This window comes from Kitasatospora sp. NPDC040550 (assembly GCF_055594965.1).
Map to the genome: position 1 here is coordinate 93888 of NZ_JBVIWC010000013.1, position 16829 is coordinate 110716.

Here is a 16829-nt window from a genome sequence, read left to right on the forward strand (position 1 = left end):
ACCCCGTTCCCAGGACAGATCCGTGAGCAGCACCATCCGCAGCACCCGCCCGCCCGTCGGACCGCGCCAACTGCACCCCGGGGCCTGGTGGTTGTGGGCGCTCGGGCTGGGCGCGGCGGCGACCCGCACCACCAACCCGGTGCTCCTGCTGCTGCTCGCCGCGACCGCCGGGTACGTGGTCGCGGCGCGCCGCGGCGACGCCCCCTGGTCGCGTTCGTACGGGGCGTTCCTGCGCCTCGGGCTGCTGGTGCTCGGCATCCGGCTGGTCTTCGCGGTACTGCTCGGCTCGCCCGTCCCCGGCACCCACGTGCTGTTCACCCTGCCCGAACTCCCGCTCCCCAGCTGGGCGCAGGGGGTGCGGATCGGCGGGCGGGTCACCCTCGAAGGCCTGCTCGCGGCACTGTACGACGGGCTGCGCCTGGCCACCCTGCTGATCTGCGTCGGCGCCGCCAACTCGCTGGCCAGCCCGGCCCGGCTGCTGCGCGCCCTGCCCGGCGCGCTCTACGAGGCGGGCGTGGCCGTCGTGGTGGCGATGACCTTCGCGCCGAACCTGGTCGCCGACGTGCGCCGGCTGCGGGCCGCCCGCCGGCTGCGGGGCCGCACCGACAAGGGCGTCGCGGCCGTGCTGAGCGTCGGACTCCCCGTCCTGGAGGGGGCGTTGGAGCGCTCGATCGCCCTGGCGGCGGCGATGGACACCCGCGGCTTCGGCCGCACCGCCGACGTGCCGCGCCGACTGGCCCGGGTGACGGCCGCCCTCACCCTGGCCGGACTGCTCGGGGTCTGCCTGGCCGCGTACGGGCTGCTGACCGCCGGGGGCGCCGGCTGGGCACCGCCGGTGCTGCTGCTGGGCCTGGCCGCCGCCTTCGCCGGACTGCTGCTCGGCAACCGACGGTCCGTCAGATCCCGCTACCGGCCCGACCCCTGGGCCCTGCCGGAGTGGCTGACCGCCGGCTCCGGGGCCGCCGCGGCCGCCCTGGTCGCGTACCTCGCGACGCGCGATCCGGCCGCCTTCGCCCCCACCGTCGTCCCGCCGACCGTCCCCGAGCTGCCGCTGGCCGCCGTCCTGGCCGTACTCCTCGGCCTGGTACCGGCGTTCGCCGCCCCGACCCCGCCCCGGAGGGCATCGTGATCACCTTCGAGCAGGTCTCCGTCCGGTACGCGGACGCCGCCGCCCCGGCGCTGGCGGGCGTCGACCTCACCGTCCCGGAGGGCGAACTCTGCCTGCTGGTGGGCCCCTCGGGCTCCGGCAAGTCCACCCTGCTGGGCACGGTCAGCGGCCTGGTGCCGCACTTCACCGGCGGGGTGCTGCACGGCCGGGTCACCGTCGGCGGCCGGGACACCCGCGAGCACCGGCCGCGCGACCTCGCCGACCTGGTCGGCACCGTGGGCCAGGACCCGCCGGCGCACTTCGTCACCGACACCGTCGAGGACGAACTCGCCTACGGCATGGAGTCGCTGGGCCTGCCCGGCGACGTGATGCGGCGCCGGGTCGAGGAGACCCTCGACCTGCTCGGCCTCGCCGACCTGCGCGACCGCGCCCTGGGCTCGCTCTCCGGCGGCCAGCAGCAGCGCGTCGCGATCGGCTCGGTGCTCACCGTGCACCCGCGCGTCCTGGTCCTGGACGAGCCCACCTCGGCGCTCGACCCGGGCGCCGCCGAGGAGGTGCTGGCCGTGCTGCAACGGCTGGTGCACGACCTGGGCACCACCGTGCTGATGGCCGAGCACCGGCTGGAGCGGGTCGTCCAGTACGCCGACCAGGTGCTGCTGCTGACCCCGGGCGAACCGCCCGTCCTGGGCGAACCCGCCGAGGTGATGGCGCACTCCCCCGTACACCCGCCGGTGGTCGGCCTCGGCCGGCTCGCCGGCTGGCGGCCGCTGCCGCTGTCCGTCCGGGACGCCCGGCGCAGGGCCGCCACGCTGCGCGCCGACCTGGACGGGCGCGCGCCCGGCGCCGCCGCCGTTCCCGACGGCGCTCCGATCGCCGCCGTCGACCGGCTGGCCGTACGGCGCGGCCCGGTCCAGGCCCTGCGCGGGGTCGACCTGGTGCTGCGCCCCGGCGAGATCGCCGCCCTGATGGGCCGCAACGGCGCCGGCAAGTCCACCCTGCTCGGCGGCCTGGTCGGCCTGCACGCCCCCGACTCCGGCCGCGTCACCGTCGGCGGCCGCACCCCGCACCGCACCCGCCCCGCCGAACTGATCCGGCACGTCGGCCTCGTCCCCCAGGACCCGCGCGACCTGCTGTACGGGGAGAGCGTCGCCGCCGAGTGCGCCGCCGCGGACGCGGACGCCGGAGCCGCCGCGGGCACCTGCCGCGCCCTGGTCGAACGACTGCTGCCCGGCATCGCCGACACCACCCACCCCCGGGACCTCTCCGAGGGCCAGCGGCTCACCCTCGCCCTCGCCGTCGTCCTCACCGCCCGGCCCCCGCTGCTGCTCCTGGACGAGCCGACCCGCGGCCTGGACTACGCCGCCAAGGCCCGGCTGGTCGAGATCCTGCGCGGGCTCGCGGCCGAGGGGCACGCCGTCCTGCTGGCCACCCACGACGTCGAACTCGCCGCCGAACTCGCCCACCGCACCCTGATCCTGGCCGAGGGCGAGATCGTCGCCGACGGCCCGACCGCGGAGGTGGTGGTCTCCTCCCCCGCCTTCGCACCGCAGGTCGCCAAGGTGCTCGCACCCGGACCGTGGCTCACCGTCCGGCAGGTCGCGGAGGCACTGAACGCATGAGCAGCCGACCCGTACCGCTCGGCCGCCGCTCCGTCACGGCGCTGTCCCTGGTCTCCCTGGTCGGCGTGACGGCCTTCGGCTGGCCGCTGCTCGCCTCCACCGGCTCGGCCCTGGTCGGCCACTCCGCCGACGCGCCGTGGCTGTTCGCCCTGCTGCTGCCGCTGCTGCTGGCCGTCGTCATCGCGCAGATCTCCGAAGGCCGTACGGCGGGCGGCGGGGCGCCGGGCCTGGACGCCAAGTCCGTCGCGTTGCTGGGGGTGCTGGCGGCGGCCGGCGCCGCGCTCCGGCCGCTGGGGGCGGGGACGGCGGGCCTGGAACCCATGTTCTTCCTGATGGTGCTGTCGGGGCGGGTCCTCGGGCCCGGCTTCGGCTTCGTCCTCGGCTCGCTGTCGATGTTCGCCTCCGCGCTGCTCACCGGCGGCGTCGGGCCGTGGCTGCCGTTCCAGATGCTCGCCATGGGCTGGGTCTGCCTCGGCGCGGGCCTGCTGCCCGGCCCGGCCACGCTGCGCGGGCGCCGCGAACTGCTGCTGCTGGCGGGGTACGGCGCCGCCTCCGCCGTCCTGTACGGCACGATCATGAACCTCCAGGGCTGGCCGTACATCGGCGGCCTGGCCGGCTCCATCTCCTTCCACCCCGGCGACCCGCTGCCCGCCAACCTGGTCCGCTTCGCCGCCTACTGCCTCACCACCTCCCTGGGCTGGGACCTCCCGCGCGCCGCCCTCACCGTCGTGCTCTGCCTCACCCTCGGCACCCCCGTCCTGCGCGCCCTGCGCCGCACCACCCGTCGCGCGGCCTTCGACGCCCCCGTCGACTTCCGCCCGCCGCTAGGGTGACCGTTCGAACCGAGCACCAGAACGGGAGTCCCCCAGTGTCCGACGCACCCCTCGCCCCCGACTGCGACCTCGACCCCGGCCTCGACCACGACGAAGCCGAAGCCGAAGCCGAAGCCGACGAGGCCGACGTCGACGAGCCCGGCGTCGACGAGCCCGACGTCGACGAGCCCGAGGACGACGAGGACACCCCCTGGATCGTCGCGACCTGCCCCGTCGGCCCCGAACTGGCCGCCCGGCTGGTGGCGATGGCGGACCTCGACTGGACGGACGGCGACGCCGGCGAACGCGCGATGACCGACGCCGGCTGGCGCTCGACCGGCGACCACCTCGGCGAGCTCAACGAGAAGGCCCGCACACCGGCGGGCCACCTCGTGTACGGCGACGACAGTCTCTTTGTGCCCTTCGCCTACGAGTACTACGTCGACCCCGACGGCGGGATGGCCGAGGACTTCTGGGGCACCCTCCCCGGCTGGCAGCGCAGCACCGACCAGGAGACCGACACCTTCAACGACCAACTGGACGCCGTGGCCGAGCAGTTCACCACCCTGCTGGGCCCGCCCGAGCACGACCTCAGCCACCAGCGGGAACCGCACTCGAGCTACCGGTGGCGGTACCGCGTCTGGCGCCGCGGCGACAACGCCCTGGTGGTGGCCCCGGGCATGGACCCCTTCTCGTACTGCCAGTTCGAGCACGCCTTCGTCCAGATCCGCCCGCTCCCGGCGGACGCACCGCTGCCGCCCGCCGAGGAACTGCCGGACTTCTTCACCTGGTAGCCGTCGGCGGACACCGCGCCCCTGCCCGGCGGACACCGCACCCTGCCTGACGGGCCCGCCGGTCCGCGCGCCCGGGGCGGCTGGCCCGGGCACACGGACCGCGCGGACCGCGCGGACCGCGTGAGGAGGACGCGCGGTCAGATGAGGCCCTTGGCCGGGTCTCCGGCGGGGAAGGCGTCCAGGACGGCGACGTCGGCGGGCTCGGCGAGGGCGGCGGCGAGGACCGGGCCGAGCGCGGCCAGCGGCGCTCCGGCGCTGTGGGCGTCGAGGGCGGCCCGGTCGGCCCACTTCTCGACCACGGTGATCCGGTCGGGGCCGGCGTGGACGGCGTAGAGCTCGCAGCCGTCCTCGGCGTGGATGGCCGGGGCGTGCTGCTCGAAGGCGGCCAGGACTTCGTCGCGCCGGCCGGGCTTGGTCCTGATCGTGGCGATGACGACGGGCATGCAACTCTCCAATGATGGTGTGACGATCATGCTATCGACCCAGCGAGGGGCCCGAGTTGAGCGGAATCGGCCGGCGCCGGCAGGACTCAGCGATCCACGACTCACCAGTCCAGGGCGGACCGGGCCAGGGCGGCGAGCCCGAGGGCGGCCGGGAGTTCGACGAGGAACGCCATCGCGAGGGCGGTGTACCAGGCGCCGCCGCCCTCGGCGGTCATCACGTCGAACCAGGCGTCGAGGAGAAGCAGGGTGGCGGCCGCGGCGGCGGCCAGGGCGGTCAGGCGTGAGCGCCGGACGAGCAGCCTGGCGGTGGCGATCAGACCGGCGACCTGGAGAACATCCATGCCGATCCACACCGTGGACCAGTTCCTGACCTCGGCCTGCCCTCGGGTGGCCGACCCGAGGACCAGGATCCAGGCGAAGAGCAGGAGCGCGACGGCGATCAGCGCCCCGCCCAGGAGTGCGCGGGAGCGCTCCGCCGTCGGATGCGCCGATCCCAGGCGGTCGAGCGCCGCCCGCACCGGCCGCACCGGCCGGTCGTCCCCCGTAGTCGTTTTCATGATCGAGAATCTACCCACCCCTTCGCGGGACCGGGCGGGCGGCGCCCGGGGGCCGGGACCGTCGCCCGGGCCCGACGGGTACGGCGACCGCTACTGGGCCCTGGCCACCGGCGCGCCTGCCGCCCGGGGCGGCGCCCCGGGCACCCCGCTATCATCGCCCGGTCGTGGTCGACGGGGGGGGTACGAGGTGGGACTGCTCCAGCAGTGGCGGGACTCCAAGGCGCAGGAGCTGCACCAGGAGGGCGTTCGCCTGCTCAACGGGGGGCGCGCGCGGGACGCGGAGCCCGTGGCGCGGGAGGCGGTCCGCATCCGCTCGAAGGTGTTCGGCCCGGATGATGCCGCGACCCTGGCGAGCCGGGTGGTGTGGGCGCGCGCACTCGAACGCCTCCAGCGCCGTACCGAGGCGGAGGCCGAGCTGCGCGAGGTGCTGCGGCTGGCGCCCGACTCGACCGACCGGGGCGAGCTCGTCCGCTGGGCCCGGCTGGGGCTCGCCCAGGTCCAGGTGAGGACGGGGCGGGCCGAGGAGGCACGGGCCGAGGCAGCCCTCCTCGTGGAACTCGGCGGTCAGGTCGACGTCGAGTGCACCCAGGCCGCGCTGTCGATCGAGGCCGCGGCCCTCAGCACGCTCGGCCGCCACGCCGAGGCGGTCGCGCGATGGACGGAGCTGGAGGCCGCCGCCACCGCCACCGCGGGCGACGGCAGTGCCCGCGTGCTCAAGGCCAGGTCCGACCGGACGCAGGCGCTCGCCTACCTGGGCCGCTTCCAGGAGGCCGAGGCCCAGGCCCGGGCGCTGATGGAGGTCGCGGCCTCGGGCGGGCCCGGCGCCGTGCCGCTCGGGCTGGCCGCGCGGAACGCCCTGGTGTTCTCGCTGACGGCCGGCGGCCGGGCGGTCGAGGCGGAGGCCGAGGCCCGCACCGCCCTCGACCACGCGGCGGGCGTCCCGGGCCTGGACGCCCGGTTCCTCCTCACCGCCCGGCTCGGCCTGGCCCGCGCCCTGAACGCACAGGGCCGCCACCACGAAGCGCTGCCGGTGCTCCGCCCCGCCCTCGAACGCGCCACGGCGGACTCGGTCGGCGAGGAGGAGTTGGAGGCCGCGCTCCACCTCGTCGCGGCGGTCTCGCTACTCGGGTCGGGGAAGGACGCGGCGCCGTCCCTGGAGAAGTCCTCGGAGCTCTGCGGGCGCACGCTCGGGCCGAACCACCACCGCGCCCTGGAGGTCGGCACGCTCCGGGGCCGGGTCCTCACCGCGCAGGGCCGCCTTCCGGAGGCCCGCGACATCCTCCGGGCCAACGCCGCCGCCTGGCAGGAGCACTTCGGTGCGGGCCACCCGAAGACGCGGGCGGCCCAGCAGGCCCTGGCCGAGCTGAGCTAGGGCCGGCCCCCGCCGTAGCACCGGCCCCCGCCTCAGGGGCAGCGGGCCCGGGGGGCCGGACGGCCCGGGGGCGGACCGCGGCGCGCGCACCGCCCGGCACACGCCCCGGACGTACCTGACACGCCCCGGACGTACCCGACACGCCCGGCGCGCCACCTGCCGTCCGGGGCCGAACCATCGTAGATTTGACGGATCGTCACTTTTTAGGCCCGCCCGGCCGTCCACGACTCCGTCGATCGGTGGTGGTTGCCATGCGACGTCCCTCCCTGCGAATGCGGATCCTCCGGCTCGGCCTGGGCGGCTGCCTGTTGGCCGCCGCCACGACCGGCAGCGCCGCGGCCGCACCGGGCGAGCGCCCGAAGGACGCGCCGGGTTCACCGGAGCAGCGGATCGAGAGCCTCCTCGCCCAGCTCACCACCGACGAGAAGGTCACCCTGCTGCGCGGCCGGGACGCCCCGGCCGGGGTGGACTCCGTCGGCTACGTCGCGGGCGTGCCCAGGCTCGGCATCCCGCCGCTGCTGCTGACGGACGGTCCGGCCGGGGTCCGGGACGGCCGCCCGGCGACCGCGCTGCCCGCACCCGTCGCGCTGGCCGCCGCCTTCGACCCGGCGCTGGCCGCCCGGTACGGCGACGTGCTGGGCCGGGAGGCGCGGGCGCGCGGCTACCAGGTGCTGTACGCGCCCATGGTGAACATCGTCCGGGTCCCCCAGGGCGGACGGAACTTCGAGACGCTGGGCGAGGACCCGTACCTCGCCGGGCGGCTCGCCACCGCCGAGGTGCGCGGCATCCAGGCGCAGCGCGTCGCCGCGCAGGTCAAGCACTACGCGGCCAACAACCAGGAGGACAACCGCCAGTCGTACGGCTCGGAGGTGGACGAGCGCACCCTGGCCGAGATCGAGCTGCCCGCCTTCCGGGCGGCCGTACGGGAGGGCCGGGCCTGGTCGGCGATGTGCGGCTACAACCCGGTGAACGGCGTCTGGGCGTGCGAGAACTTCCCGTTGCTGCGCGACGTGTTGAAGGGCCGCTGGGGCTTCGACGGGGTGGTCGGCTCCGACTACCCGGCCACCCACTCCGCCGTCAACGCCGCCGCGGGCGGGCTGGACCAGGAGTTCGGCGGTTCGAGCTACTTCGCCGACCTGCCCGCCGCCGTGGCGGACGGCCGGCTGGCCCCGGCCGTGCTGGACGACCAGGTCCGCCGGGTACTGCGGCTGATGGCACGTACGGGAGCGCTCGACGGCACCCAGGCGCCCGCGGTCGACCCGGCCGCCGGAGCGCGCGACGCCCGGACGGCCGCCGCTGCCGGAACGGTTCTGCTGCGCAACGAAGGGGCCGCGCTGCCGCTGGACGCCGCCCGGCTCAAGTCCGTCGCCGTGGTCGGCCCCTGGGCGGACCGCGCCTACACCGGCGGCGGCGGCTCCTCGCGCGTCACCCCGTACGCCGAGCACACCGTGACGCCCCGCCAGGGCATCGCGGCCCGGGTCGGCCCGACCGCGGAGGTGCGCTACGACCCCGGCGACGACCCCGCCGCGGCCGCCGCGGCGGCCACCGGGGCGGACGTCGCGGTGGTGGTGGTCGGCGACCAGGAGACCGAGGGCGCCGACCGCGGCTCGCTGAGCCTCGCCGCGGCGGACGAAGCGCTGATCCGGGCCGTCGCCCGGGCCAATCCGCGCACCGTGGTGGTGCTGAACACCGGCGGGCCGGTCACCATGCCGTGGCTGGACGCGGTGCCCGCCGTGGTCGAGGCCTGGTACCCGGGCGAGCAGAGCGGCGCCGCGCTCGCCGACGTGCTGTTCGGCGACGTCGACCCGGCCGGGCGGCTGCCCGTCACCTTCCCGACCTCCGCCGACGCCACGCCGATCCGGGACGCCGCCCAGTACCCGGGCACGGACGGCGTCTACCACTACACCGAGCGCCTCGGCGTCGGCTACCGCTGGTACGACGCGAGCGGCACCGCCCCGCTGTTCCCCTTCGGCCACGGCCTCTCGTACACCACCTTCGACTACGACGGCCTCACCGTGACCGGCCCCGACCCGGCCGGCCGGGTGCGGGTCGGGTTCGACCTCGCCAACCGGGGCACCCGGACCGGCACCGAGGTGCCCCAGCTGTACCTGACCTTCCCGGCCGCCGCAGGCGAACCCCCGCAGCAGCTCAAGGCCTTCGACAAGGTCACGCTGGCGCCCGGCGCCTCGACCCACCTGGACCTGCGACTGGACCGCTCCGCCTTCGCCGTCTGGGACGAAGGCGTGCACGGCTGGGGCGTCCCCGGCGGGCGGTACGGCCTCACCGTCGGCTCCTCCTCCCGCGCGCCCCGGCTGCGGGGCACCGTGGACGCCCCCGCGTCCCCCGCCGTCTCCACCTGGTCCGGGCGGATCACCGGCTCCGACGGCGCCTGCCTGGACGCCTCGGCCGCCGCCGGGGACCCCGACCGGCCGCTGGAGGCGACGAGCTGCTCGGGTACGGCCGCCCAGGACGCCACCGTCGGCTCGGACGGCAGCATCGGCGTCCTCGACGGCTGCCTCACCCCGGCCGGCTCCGCCGACGGCGCCGCCGTCCGGCTGCGGGACTGCACCCGGACCGCGGACCAGAAGTGGCGCAGGGGCCCGGACTCCTCGCTGCTGAACCCGTCGACCGGCCGGTGCCTGAGCGACACGGACGGCCGGCTGCTGCTGCAGGCCTGCACGGCGACCGCCCAACAGCGCTGGACCACGCCCAGCCCCAGCGGGCCGCTGACCGGCATCGCCGGGCAGTGCACGGACGTCGACGGGGCGTCCACCGTCAACGGCACCGCCGTCCAGCTCTACCGCTGCAACTCCACCGGCGCCCAGGACTGGACCGTCCAGCAGGACGGCTCGCTCCGGGCCCTCGGCAAGTGCCTGGACGTCACCGACGGCCACACCGCCGCCGGCACCCCCGTCCAGCTCTACGACTGCAACGGCACCGCCGCCCAGCACTGGCTCCCGCATCCGGACGGCACCCTGGTCAACCCGGGCTCGCAGCGCTGCCTGGACGCCCGGGGCGGCAGCAGCGCCGACGGGACCAGGCTCGAACTCTGGGACTGCGCGGGCGGCACCAACCAGCTCTGGAAACTGCCCGCTTGACCGTTCCACCGGCTCGACCCGCTCCACCCCGTCGACCCGCTCGCCCCCGTCGACCCGGCTGACCCCGGGTCGACCGCCGTCCTCCACGGGCCGCCCCCGGAATCCTCCCCACCGGCGATCGCGCACGCGGCGTTCGGAATGCCCGAACGCCGCCGTACGCTGTCCCGCAACACCGGCAGGATCATCGCGAACACCTCAACACGCGCCGCAGCACGAACCACGAGCGGGCCTAGCGGGCCCGCGACCGCACGCGGGCGTTCGGGGGAACCGGAGAAACCAGTGGAACTTCGTCAGTTGCGCGTCTTCGAGGCCGTGGCCACCCACCGGACCGTCACCGCCGCGGCCGTGGCGCTCGACCTGGCCCCCTCCTCGGTCTCCGAGCAGATCCGCACCCTCGAACACAGCCTGGACACCGAGCTGTTCGACCGCGCCCCGAGCGGGACGAGCCTCACCGCGGCCGGCGAACGGCTGCTGCCCTGGGCGCGCAAGCTGCTCGACCAGGCCGAACAGGCCCGCCGGGAGGTGGTCACCGACCGCGCCCGGCTCCGGCTCGGCGCGCTGGAGACGATAGCCGCGACCCACGTCCCGGCCGTCCTGGCCCGGCTCGCCGAGCGCCGCCCCGGCCTGGACGTCGCGCTGCACACCGACACCGCCCGGGACGCCCTGCTCGGCGGCGTCGCGGCCGGAGCGCTGGAGGCCGCCCTCATCCTGGACACCGCCGGACCGCTCGGCGGACTCGGCTTCTACCTGCCGCCCGCCCCGCTCGACCACCTCGACCTCAAGGACGTCCCGCTCGCCCTGGTCGCCGCCCCCGCCCATCCACTCGGCGGCGCCACCGCCCTCACCCGCGAGGACCTGCACGGCCAGCGCCTGCTGGTGAACGCCCCGGCCTGCTCCTTCCGGCTGGCCGGCGAGCGCCTGCTCGGCAACGACGTCGAACGCGTCCGCACCGGCGGCGTCGCCGTCACCCGCGCCTGCGCCGAACAGGGCCTCGGCATCGCCCTGCTCCCCGACTTCGCCGTCCGGGAGCCGCTCGCCTCCGGCGCCCTCGTCCGCCTCCCCCTCGCTCCCCCGCCCCTCCGGCTCCGCCTGGTGTGGCGCGCCGACCGCGAGACCGTCCCCGGCCTGCGCGCGGCCCTGTATGCCGCCGCGGCCTGAACTCCCGCGCACCACAGGCCCGTTCACGGCGCAGCGGCTACCCGGAGGGATCGAACAGCCCGGCGAACGCCGAACGGCGCGCCCCGGAGCCCCGGGACGCGCCGTCCGCCTCCACCCACCTGCCGGGTCAGGCCTTCGGGCCCGCCGACTGCACGACCTCGAAGGACCACAGCGTGGACCCGGACGCGGCCGGCCGCTTCGGGGCCTCGCCACCCTCGCCGCCACCGCGGTGGGCGGCCTGCATCGGGCCCTCCATCCAGGCCTTGAAGTCCTCCTCGCTGCGCCAGCGGGTGTAGACCAGGTACTGGTCGGTCCCCTCGACCGGGCGCAGCAGCTCGAACCACTCGAAGCCGTCGGAGTTCTCCACCGCGCCGGCCCGCGAGGCGAAGCGCTGCTCCAGCACCTCGCGCTGCTCGGCGGGCACCGTCAGTACGTTGATCTTGACGACGGACATGCCGCTCCTCACTGATCCGCCGGGGCCCGTACGGCCGTCGGCTCGGTTGCTCCCGAGCAGTCTGCTACACCTCACACCCCGCCGGTCGGGCGCTGCGGGCCCTGGGGGCCGCAGGTGGCGGGGCGCCGGCTCAGGCGATCCAGGCCGGGAGCAGGCGGTCGGCGTCGCGCGGGGCGAGGGTGCAGGCGCCCTCGGGGGTGCGGGCGTCGGGGTTGTAGGCGTGGGAGGGGGACGGGGAGGCGACGAGGGCGGTGAAGCCTTCGGCGGTAGTGATGCGGCGGGGCACGTCGGCGGGGAGGGCGAGGGTGTCGCCGGCGGCGACCGTCAGGGTCTCGCCCGCGAGGTCGACCTCGGCCGAGCCGGCCAGCAGGGTCCAGATCTGCTCGGTGTCCATGGCGTGCAGCGGGCCCTGCCGGTCGGCGGGCATCTCGACCCGCCACTGGGCGAGGGCGGTCGCGCCCTGGGTGGGCGAGGCGAGGGTGGTCATGACGGCGTTCGGGGTCTCGGTGCGACGGGCGTCGGCGGAGCGGATCACGGGCATGGCGAAGGAACCCCTTAAGATGGACAATGTCGTTGTCTATATGGTCAATGAGGTTGTCTATCGTGTCAAGCGAACCCGCCCCGCCCGGCTTCGAGCTGCCGCTGCGCCTGCTGCTGGCCTTCCGCACGATCATCGACGAACTGCACGAGCGGATCGCCCGCGAAGGGCACCCGGACCTGCGCCCGATGCACGGCTTCGTCTTCCAGGCGATCGGCCCCCGGGGCACCACCGCCGTCGAACTCGGCCGCCGGCTCGGCGTCTCCAAGCAGGCCGCGGGCAAGACCGTCGAGACCCTGGAGCAGCTCGGCTACGTCGAGCGCGGCAGCGACCCCGCCGACGCCCGCCGCAAGGTGGTCCGGCTCACCGACCGGGGCGTGGACTGCCTGGTCCGCTCGGCACGGATCTTCGAGGAACTGCGCACCGAGTGGTCCGCCACCCTCGGCGAGGAGCAGCTCCGCCGGATCGAGGACGGCCTGCGGCTGCTCGCCCCCGGCGACCCGTTCCGGCTCGACACCCCGCGCTGGTTCGGCAGCCCGTGAGGGACACCGCACCGACGCGCGGAACGGCTAGAACGACCGCCCCTCCCCCCGGTACGGCTGCTGCGGACCGGTCGGCGGATCCGGCCGGTCCCGCCGGTCGGCGCAGAGCGTGGAGCTGAGCCGGGTGAGGAGTGCGGCGAGGTCCTCGTACTGCCGCTCGTCCCAGTCCCCCAGCAGTTCCGCGAGCTGGGTGCGCCGGGCCGCGACCAGGCGCAGCGCCGCCTCCGCCCCCGGTTCGGTGAGCCGCAACGGCAGGCCACCGGTGCGGGCGGCGAGCCCGCGGCCCTCCACCTCCCGGACGGCCTCCTCGACGACCGAGACCGGGACGACCCGCCGCTCGGCCAGTTCGGCGGGCTCCACCGAGCCGTGGTGGTGCATCTGCAGGAGCAGCCAGCTGGAGGCGGGCCGCAGGTCGAGCCCGGCGGTGGCGGTGATCCGCCGGAAGAGGTCGCGCCGGGCCTCCCGGGTGCCCAGGACGGACAGCGCGCGGGCGATCTCGTCCAGGGAGGAGCGCTCGACCGGGTTGATCCCGATCGACTCGCTGAGGTCGGGCGCGGTCACCGTGGAGCGCAGCTTCTGCTCGCGCAGGAACAGCGACAGCACGAAGGCGACCACCGCGACGGGCACCGCGTAGAGGAACACCCGGGTGATCGACTCGGCGTAGGCGTGGTGGACGCCGGCCTGGAGGGCCGCGGGCAGCCGGGTGATCAGGCGCGGATCGGCGGTGATCGCCTCCACCCGGAAGCCCGGCGGCAGCGGCTGCCCGGCCAGGGCGTCGGCGAGCCGGGAGCGCAGGCCGCTGGCGAAGACCGTCCCGAAGATGGAGACGCCGAAGGAGGCGCCGATGGAGCGGAAGAAGGTGGCGCCGGCGGTGGCCACCCCGAGGTCCTGGTAGCCGACCGAGTTCTGCACGATCAGCACCAGCACCTGCATCACCAGGCCCAGTCCGAGGCCGAACACCAGGAAGTAGAGGCTCATCTCGGCGGTGCCGCTGTGCTCGTCGAGCCGGGAGAGCAGCAGCAGGCCGACCGCGGTGACGGCCGTCCCGGCGATCGGGAAGACCCGGTAGTGGCCGGTGCGGGCGACGATCTGGCCGGAGCCGATCGAGGTGAGCAGCATCCCGAGCACCATCGGCAGCATGTGGATGCCGGACATGGTGGGCGAGACCTGCTGGACCACCTGGAGGAAGGTCGGCAGGTAGGTGAGAGCGCCGAACATCGCGAAACCGACCACGAAGGAGATCACCGCGACCAGGCTGAACGTCCGCGAGCGGAACAGCCGCAGCGGCAGAACCGGCTCGGCGGCCGAGCTCTCCACCTGGACGAAGACGAGCAGCAGCGCCAGGCCGAGCACGCCCAGGCCGACGACCTGCCAGGAGCTCCAGGCCCAGGTGGTGCCGCCGAGCGAGGTCATCAGCACCAGGCAGGTGGCGACGGCGGCGATCAGCGCGGTGCCGAGGTAGTCGATCCGGTGCTCGCGCCGGGCCTCCGCGCCGTGCAGCACGGCCGCGATCACCACCAGGGCGACCACGCCGATCGGCAGGTTGACGTAGAACACCCAGCGCCAGCTGAGGTGGTCGACGAACAGCCCGCCGAGCAGCGGCCCGAGGACGCTGGTGACACCGAAGACGGCGCCGAAGAGGCCCTGGTACCGGCCGCGGTCCCGGGGCGCGACGAGGTCGCCGACGATCGCCTGGGAGAGCACCATCAACCCACCACCGCCCAGGCCCTGGAGCGCCCGGAAGGCGATCAACTCGCCCATGTTCTGGGCGACTCCGCAGAGCACCGAGCCGATCAGGAAGATCACGATGGAGGCCTGGAAGAACCGCTTCCGGCCGTACATGTCGCCGAGCTTGCCCCAGAGCGGGGTGGCGGCGGTGGAGGCCAGCAGGTAGGCGGTGACCACCCAGGAGAGGTGGTCCAGGCCGCCGAGGTCGCTGACGATGGTGGGCAGCGCGGTGGAGACGATGGTCTGGTCGAGGGCGGCGAGCAGCATCGCCAGCAGCAGGGCCCCGATCGGCACCCAGAGGTTGGCGGCGGTGACCTCGGGCGGGCCGGGCGGGTGCGCCGGACTCCGCCCGCTCGCGGCGCGCGGCTCCGTCATGACGTCTCCACAGGCGGCATGGCCTCTCCGTCGGGTCGCGGGGCCGGACGACCGGACGCCCGGGTGGATGATCACTCCCTGTTTCCCATGCTGGCAGATATGTCACGTTTTGCTCCGCCGGGTTGAGCCGAACGTAAGCACCGGACCCATCGCACACGTCCCGGCGGTTTCCCCCGGGGCCAACCACCACCAACCGGCACAACACCCCCGCCGGAGGCCGGACGCCCCTGTCACCCCTCCGGGGCGTCCTGCATAATCAGGCCCGATCGCGAGACCCGAGAACCGAGGAGGACCGGCCGATGCCGGACCAGCACTGCCCGACGTGCGGCACCGCACGCTCCACCGGGTGCAGCTGCCTCCCCGACCGGGGCCTCGACGACCGGAGCCTCGACGAGACCGCCGTCCTCCCCCACCTGGAGGGCCCGCCGCTGGTCCGCCCGTACGTGCCGCAGGCGCCCGAGCAGGTCGCCGACGAGCCGCCGCTGACGGCCGACCCGTTCGCGACCACCGTGCTGCCCCCGGTCGCGCCGGTGCAGCCGACGATGCGTCCGGTCCAGCAGGCGCAGCACGCCCAGCACGCCCAGCAGCCGCAGCCGCAGCCGCCGGTCACGCCCCCGCTCGGGCCGGACGCGGACGCCTACGCGACGACCGTCCTGCCGCCCGTCCCGGGCCCCGCGCCGGACGCGTACGGCAACGGTGCCACCACCGTCCTGCCCCCGGTCCCGTCGGCGGCCCGGCCCGGTCCGGGCGGCTCCGGGGACGAACTCGGCTACTTCCCGTTCGACCACGGGGCCCCCGCACCCGACTCCGCCCCCACCGGCGGCCGGGCCGCCCGCCGGGCCGCCGAGCAGTCCGAGCGCGGCTCCTTCGCCGGGCGCAAGGGCCTGATCGCGGGCGTCGGCGCCGGACTGCTGGCGCTCACCGTCGGCCTCGCGTACGCCGTGACGCCCTCCTCCGAGCCGGCCAAACGGGCCGAGCCGGCGCCCACCACCTCGCTCGCCCCCGCCCCGGTGGACCCGCCGACCGTGGCCGCCCCGGCGCCCAGCGACCCCGCGCCGACCCCCGAGACGCCGAGCCCGAGCGCCACCCGGTCGGCCAGGCCGAGCCCCACCAGGACCCCCACCCCCACGCCGACGCCCACCCCGACCCCCACGCCGACACCGACGCCCACCCCCACGCCGACCCCGACCCCGACTCCCACGCCCACGCCGACCCCGACGCAGGCCCCACGGACCCTGCAGATCGGGATGTCCGGCGTGGACGTCTCGGCGATGCAGACGAAGCTCGCGACCGTCCTGTGCTGGATGGACGTGCCGATCAACGGCACCTACGACAGCGACACCGCCGGCTACGTCAGCTACTTCCAGCGGATGCAGGGGGTCCAGGGCGACAAGAAGGGCGTCTACGGCCCCAACACCCGCGCGGCCCTGGACAACCGCACCACCTGCTGACCACCGTCAGCCGGTGATCGCCCCGAAAATGCTCACCCCGGCCAGCACCACCATGATCGCCGCCGCCACCCGGATGATCAGCTTCATCGGCACGTACTTGAGCAGCTTCTGCCCGCCCACGATGGCGATCCCGCCGACCGCGCAGAGCGCCAGCCAGGAGCCCAGGCCGACGGCCAGCGGGTCGGCGTACTTGGCGGCCAGGTTGGCGGTCATGATCTGGGTCAGGTCGCCGAACTCGGCGACCGCGACGACCGCGAAGCTGGTCCCGGCCACCTTCCAGAAGCGGTTCGAGGACGGCTCCTTGGCCGCGTGCCCCTCCTCGTCCTCACCGCCGTGGAACAGCAGCATCGCCGCGCCGACCAGGAACAGCACCCCGGTGACGCCCTCCACCCAGCGGTGCGGCAGCAGCGAGAGCAGGTGCCCGGCGGCCAGCGCCAGCACCACCTGGAGCAGCATCGCGGCGGCGACGCCCGCGAAGACGTAGCTTGCCCGGTACTTGGTGCCGAGCACCAGGCTGGCCAGCGCGGTCTTGTCCGGCAGCTCGGCCAGGAAGATGATGCCGAACGTCAACGCGGCAACGGTCAAACTCATCGGAGGAACCCCTCGGTCGGCTGCCCGGCCTCCGCAGGTCCGTCAGGGGACGCTTCGGCCCGACAGCACTGGAAATGGTCACAGCACTGCGGCCGAAGGTCTCGCCGGCAGCCGCCAATCGAGCGGTGCCCCGGGCGCCGGGCCCCTGGGGGCCAGTATGTCGACGGTCCGGTGGAGGGCTACTCCCCT

At 75.3% G+C, this 16829-nt stretch carries 15 protein-coding genes; 9 read left to right on the plus strand and 6 right to left on the minus strand.

Features of this window, described 5'->3' with window-relative positions; all coding sequences use genetic code 11:
• Positions 1–22: 22 nt before the first annotated feature.
• From ACZ58X_RS20530 to ACZ58X_RS20545, 4 genes are read left to right on the plus strand one after another with little or no spacing between them, the layout of a single operon-like run.
• Positions 23–1129 carry an energy-coupling factor transporter transmembrane component T family protein gene (locus tag ACZ58X_RS20530; RefSeq protein ID WP_470335043.1) on the plus strand — a complete coding sequence of 369 codons (1107 nt, stop codon included), beginning with the start codon at positions 23–25 and terminating at the stop codon, positions 1127–1129.
• The gene (locus ACZ58X_RS20535; protein ID WP_470335044.1) at positions 1126–2727 is read left to right on the plus strand and encodes an ABC transporter ATP-binding protein; all 1602 of its coding nucleotides are present in this window, start codon (positions 1126–1128) and stop codon (positions 2725–2727) included. Before ACZ58X_RS20530 ends, ACZ58X_RS20535 begins: the two co-directional genes overlap by 4 nt.
• Positions 2724–3560 (plus strand): ECF transporter S component, encoded by an 837-nt coding sequence (locus ACZ58X_RS20540; protein WP_470335045.1) that lies wholly within the window; start codon positions 2724–2726, stop codon positions 3558–3560. The genes ACZ58X_RS20535 and ACZ58X_RS20540 overlap by 4 nt, the downstream gene beginning before the upstream one ends.
• A 35-nt stretch (positions 3561–3595) precedes the next feature.
• The gene (locus tag ACZ58X_RS20545) at positions 3596–4333 is read left to right on the plus strand and encodes a hypothetical protein (protein ID WP_470335046.1); all 738 of its coding nucleotides are present in this window, start codon (positions 3596–3598) and stop codon (positions 4331–4333) included.
• Between the two features lie 137 nt (positions 4334–4470).
• Here the strand turns inward: ACZ58X_RS20545 and ACZ58X_RS20550 are convergent, their stop codons facing one another.
• Positions 4471–4776, minus strand: a complete 306-nt coding sequence (locus ACZ58X_RS20550) for a putative quinol monooxygenase (protein ID WP_360228284.1) — start codon at positions 4774–4776, stop codon at positions 4471–4473.
• A 101-nt stretch (positions 4777–4877) separates the two neighbouring features.
• Positions 4878–5333: a hypothetical protein gene (locus tag ACZ58X_RS20555; protein WP_470335047.1), complete on the minus strand. Its 456-nt coding sequence runs from the start codon at positions 5331–5333 to the stop codon at positions 4878–4880.
• 187 nt (positions 5334–5520) lie between these two features.
• Here ACZ58X_RS20555 and ACZ58X_RS20560 point away from each other — a divergent pair, with 187 nt between their 5' ends.
• From ACZ58X_RS20560 to ACZ58X_RS20570, 3 genes are all read left to right on the plus strand, one after another.
• On the plus strand, positions 5521–6705 hold the full coding sequence (locus tag ACZ58X_RS20560) for a tetratricopeptide repeat protein (RefSeq protein WP_470335048.1): 1185 nt from the start codon (positions 5521–5523) through the stop codon (positions 6703–6705).
• A gap of 251 nt (positions 6706–6956) precedes the next feature.
• Positions 6957–9803 carry a glycoside hydrolase family 3 C-terminal domain-containing protein gene (locus ACZ58X_RS20565; RefSeq protein WP_470335049.1) on the plus strand — a complete coding sequence of 949 codons (2847 nt, stop codon included), beginning with the start codon at positions 6957–6959 and terminating at the stop codon, positions 9801–9803.
• 279 nt (positions 9804–10082) lie between these two features.
• The gene (locus tag ACZ58X_RS20570; RefSeq protein WP_470335050.1) at positions 10083–10961 is read left to right on the plus strand and encodes a LysR family transcriptional regulator; all 879 of its coding nucleotides are present in this window, start codon (positions 10083–10085) and stop codon (positions 10959–10961) included.
• A gap of 127 nt (positions 10962–11088) precedes the next feature.
• Here the strand turns inward: ACZ58X_RS20570 and ACZ58X_RS20575 are convergent, their stop codons facing one another.
• Positions 11089–11415: an antibiotic biosynthesis monooxygenase family protein gene (locus ACZ58X_RS20575; RefSeq protein WP_188303748.1), complete on the minus strand. Its 327-nt coding sequence runs from the start codon at positions 11413–11415 to the stop codon at positions 11089–11091.
• Positions 11416–11545: 130 nt separating this feature from the next.
• The gene (locus tag ACZ58X_RS20580; protein ID WP_470335051.1) at positions 11546–11956 is read right to left on the minus strand and encodes a cupin domain-containing protein; all 411 of its coding nucleotides are present in this window, start codon (positions 11954–11956) and stop codon (positions 11546–11548) included.
• 47 nt (positions 11957–12003) lie between these two features.
• On the opposite strand from ACZ58X_RS20580, the gene ACZ58X_RS20585 reads away from it, so the two are divergent.
• The gene (locus tag ACZ58X_RS20585) at positions 12004–12495 is read left to right on the plus strand and encodes a MarR family winged helix-turn-helix transcriptional regulator (RefSeq protein ID WP_470335052.1); all 492 of its coding nucleotides are present in this window, start codon (positions 12004–12006) and stop codon (positions 12493–12495) included.
• 27 nt (positions 12496–12522) lie between these two features.
• Here the strand turns inward: ACZ58X_RS20585 and ACZ58X_RS20590 are convergent, their stop codons facing one another.
• Positions 12523–14598: an MDR family MFS transporter gene (locus ACZ58X_RS20590; protein WP_470335053.1), complete on the minus strand. Its 2076-nt coding sequence runs from the start codon at positions 14596–14598 to the stop codon at positions 12523–12525.
• Between the two features lie 299 nt (positions 14599–14897).
• On the opposite strand from ACZ58X_RS20590, the gene ACZ58X_RS20595 reads away from it, so the two are divergent.
• Entirely contained in the window at positions 14898–16049 is a 1152-nt protein-coding gene (locus tag ACZ58X_RS20595; protein ID WP_470335054.1) for a peptidoglycan-binding protein, read from the plus strand.
• 6 nt (positions 16050–16055) lie between these two features.
• On the opposite strand, the gene ACZ58X_RS20600 is transcribed toward ACZ58X_RS20595, so the two are convergent.
• Positions 16056–16640: a TMEM165/GDT1 family protein gene (locus ACZ58X_RS20600; RefSeq protein WP_470335055.1), complete on the minus strand. Its 585-nt coding sequence runs from the start codon at positions 16638–16640 to the stop codon at positions 16056–16058.
• Positions 16641–16829 lie beyond the last annotated feature (189 nt).

Bases quoted from the DNA above. Each gene is read 5' to 3' on its own strand.
- ACZ58X_RS20575 (WP_188303748.1), bottom strand. From the start codon at position 11,415: ATGTCCGTCGTCAAGATCAACGTACTGACGGTGCCCGCCGAGCAGCGC.
- ACZ58X_RS20580 (WP_470335051.1), bottom strand. From the start codon at position 11,956: ATGCCCGTGATCCGCTCCGCCGACGCCCGTCGCACCGAGACCCCGAAC.
- ACZ58X_RS20550 (WP_360228284.1), bottom strand. From the start codon at position 4,776: ATGCCCGTCGTCATCGCCACGATCAGGACCAAGCCCGGCCGGCGCGAC.
- ACZ58X_RS20565 (WP_470335049.1), top strand. From the start codon at position 6,957: ATGCGACGTCCCTCCCTGCGAATGCGGATCCTCCGGCTCGGCCTGGGC.
- ACZ58X_RS20600 (WP_470335055.1), bottom strand. From the start codon at position 16,640: ATGAGTTTGACCGTTGCCGCGTTGACGTTCGGCATCATCTTCCTGGCC.
- ACZ58X_RS20595 (WP_470335054.1), top strand. From the start codon at position 14,898: ATGCCGGACCAGCACTGCCCGACGTGCGGCACCGCACGCTCCACCGGG.
- ACZ58X_RS20585 (WP_470335052.1), top strand. From the start codon at position 12,004: ATGAGGTTGTCTATCGTGTCAAGCGAACCCGCCCCGCCCGGCTTCGAG.
- ACZ58X_RS20540 (WP_470335045.1), top strand. From the start codon at position 2,724: ATGAGCAGCCGACCCGTACCGCTCGGCCGCCGCTCCGTCACGGCGCTG.
- ACZ58X_RS20555 (WP_470335047.1), bottom strand. From the start codon at position 5,333: ATGAAAACGACTACGGGGGACGACCGGCCGGTGCGGCCGGTGCGGGCG.
- ACZ58X_RS20590 (WP_470335053.1), bottom strand. From the start codon at position 14,598: ATGACGGAGCCGCGCGCCGCGAGCGGGCGGAGTCCGGCGCACCCGCCC.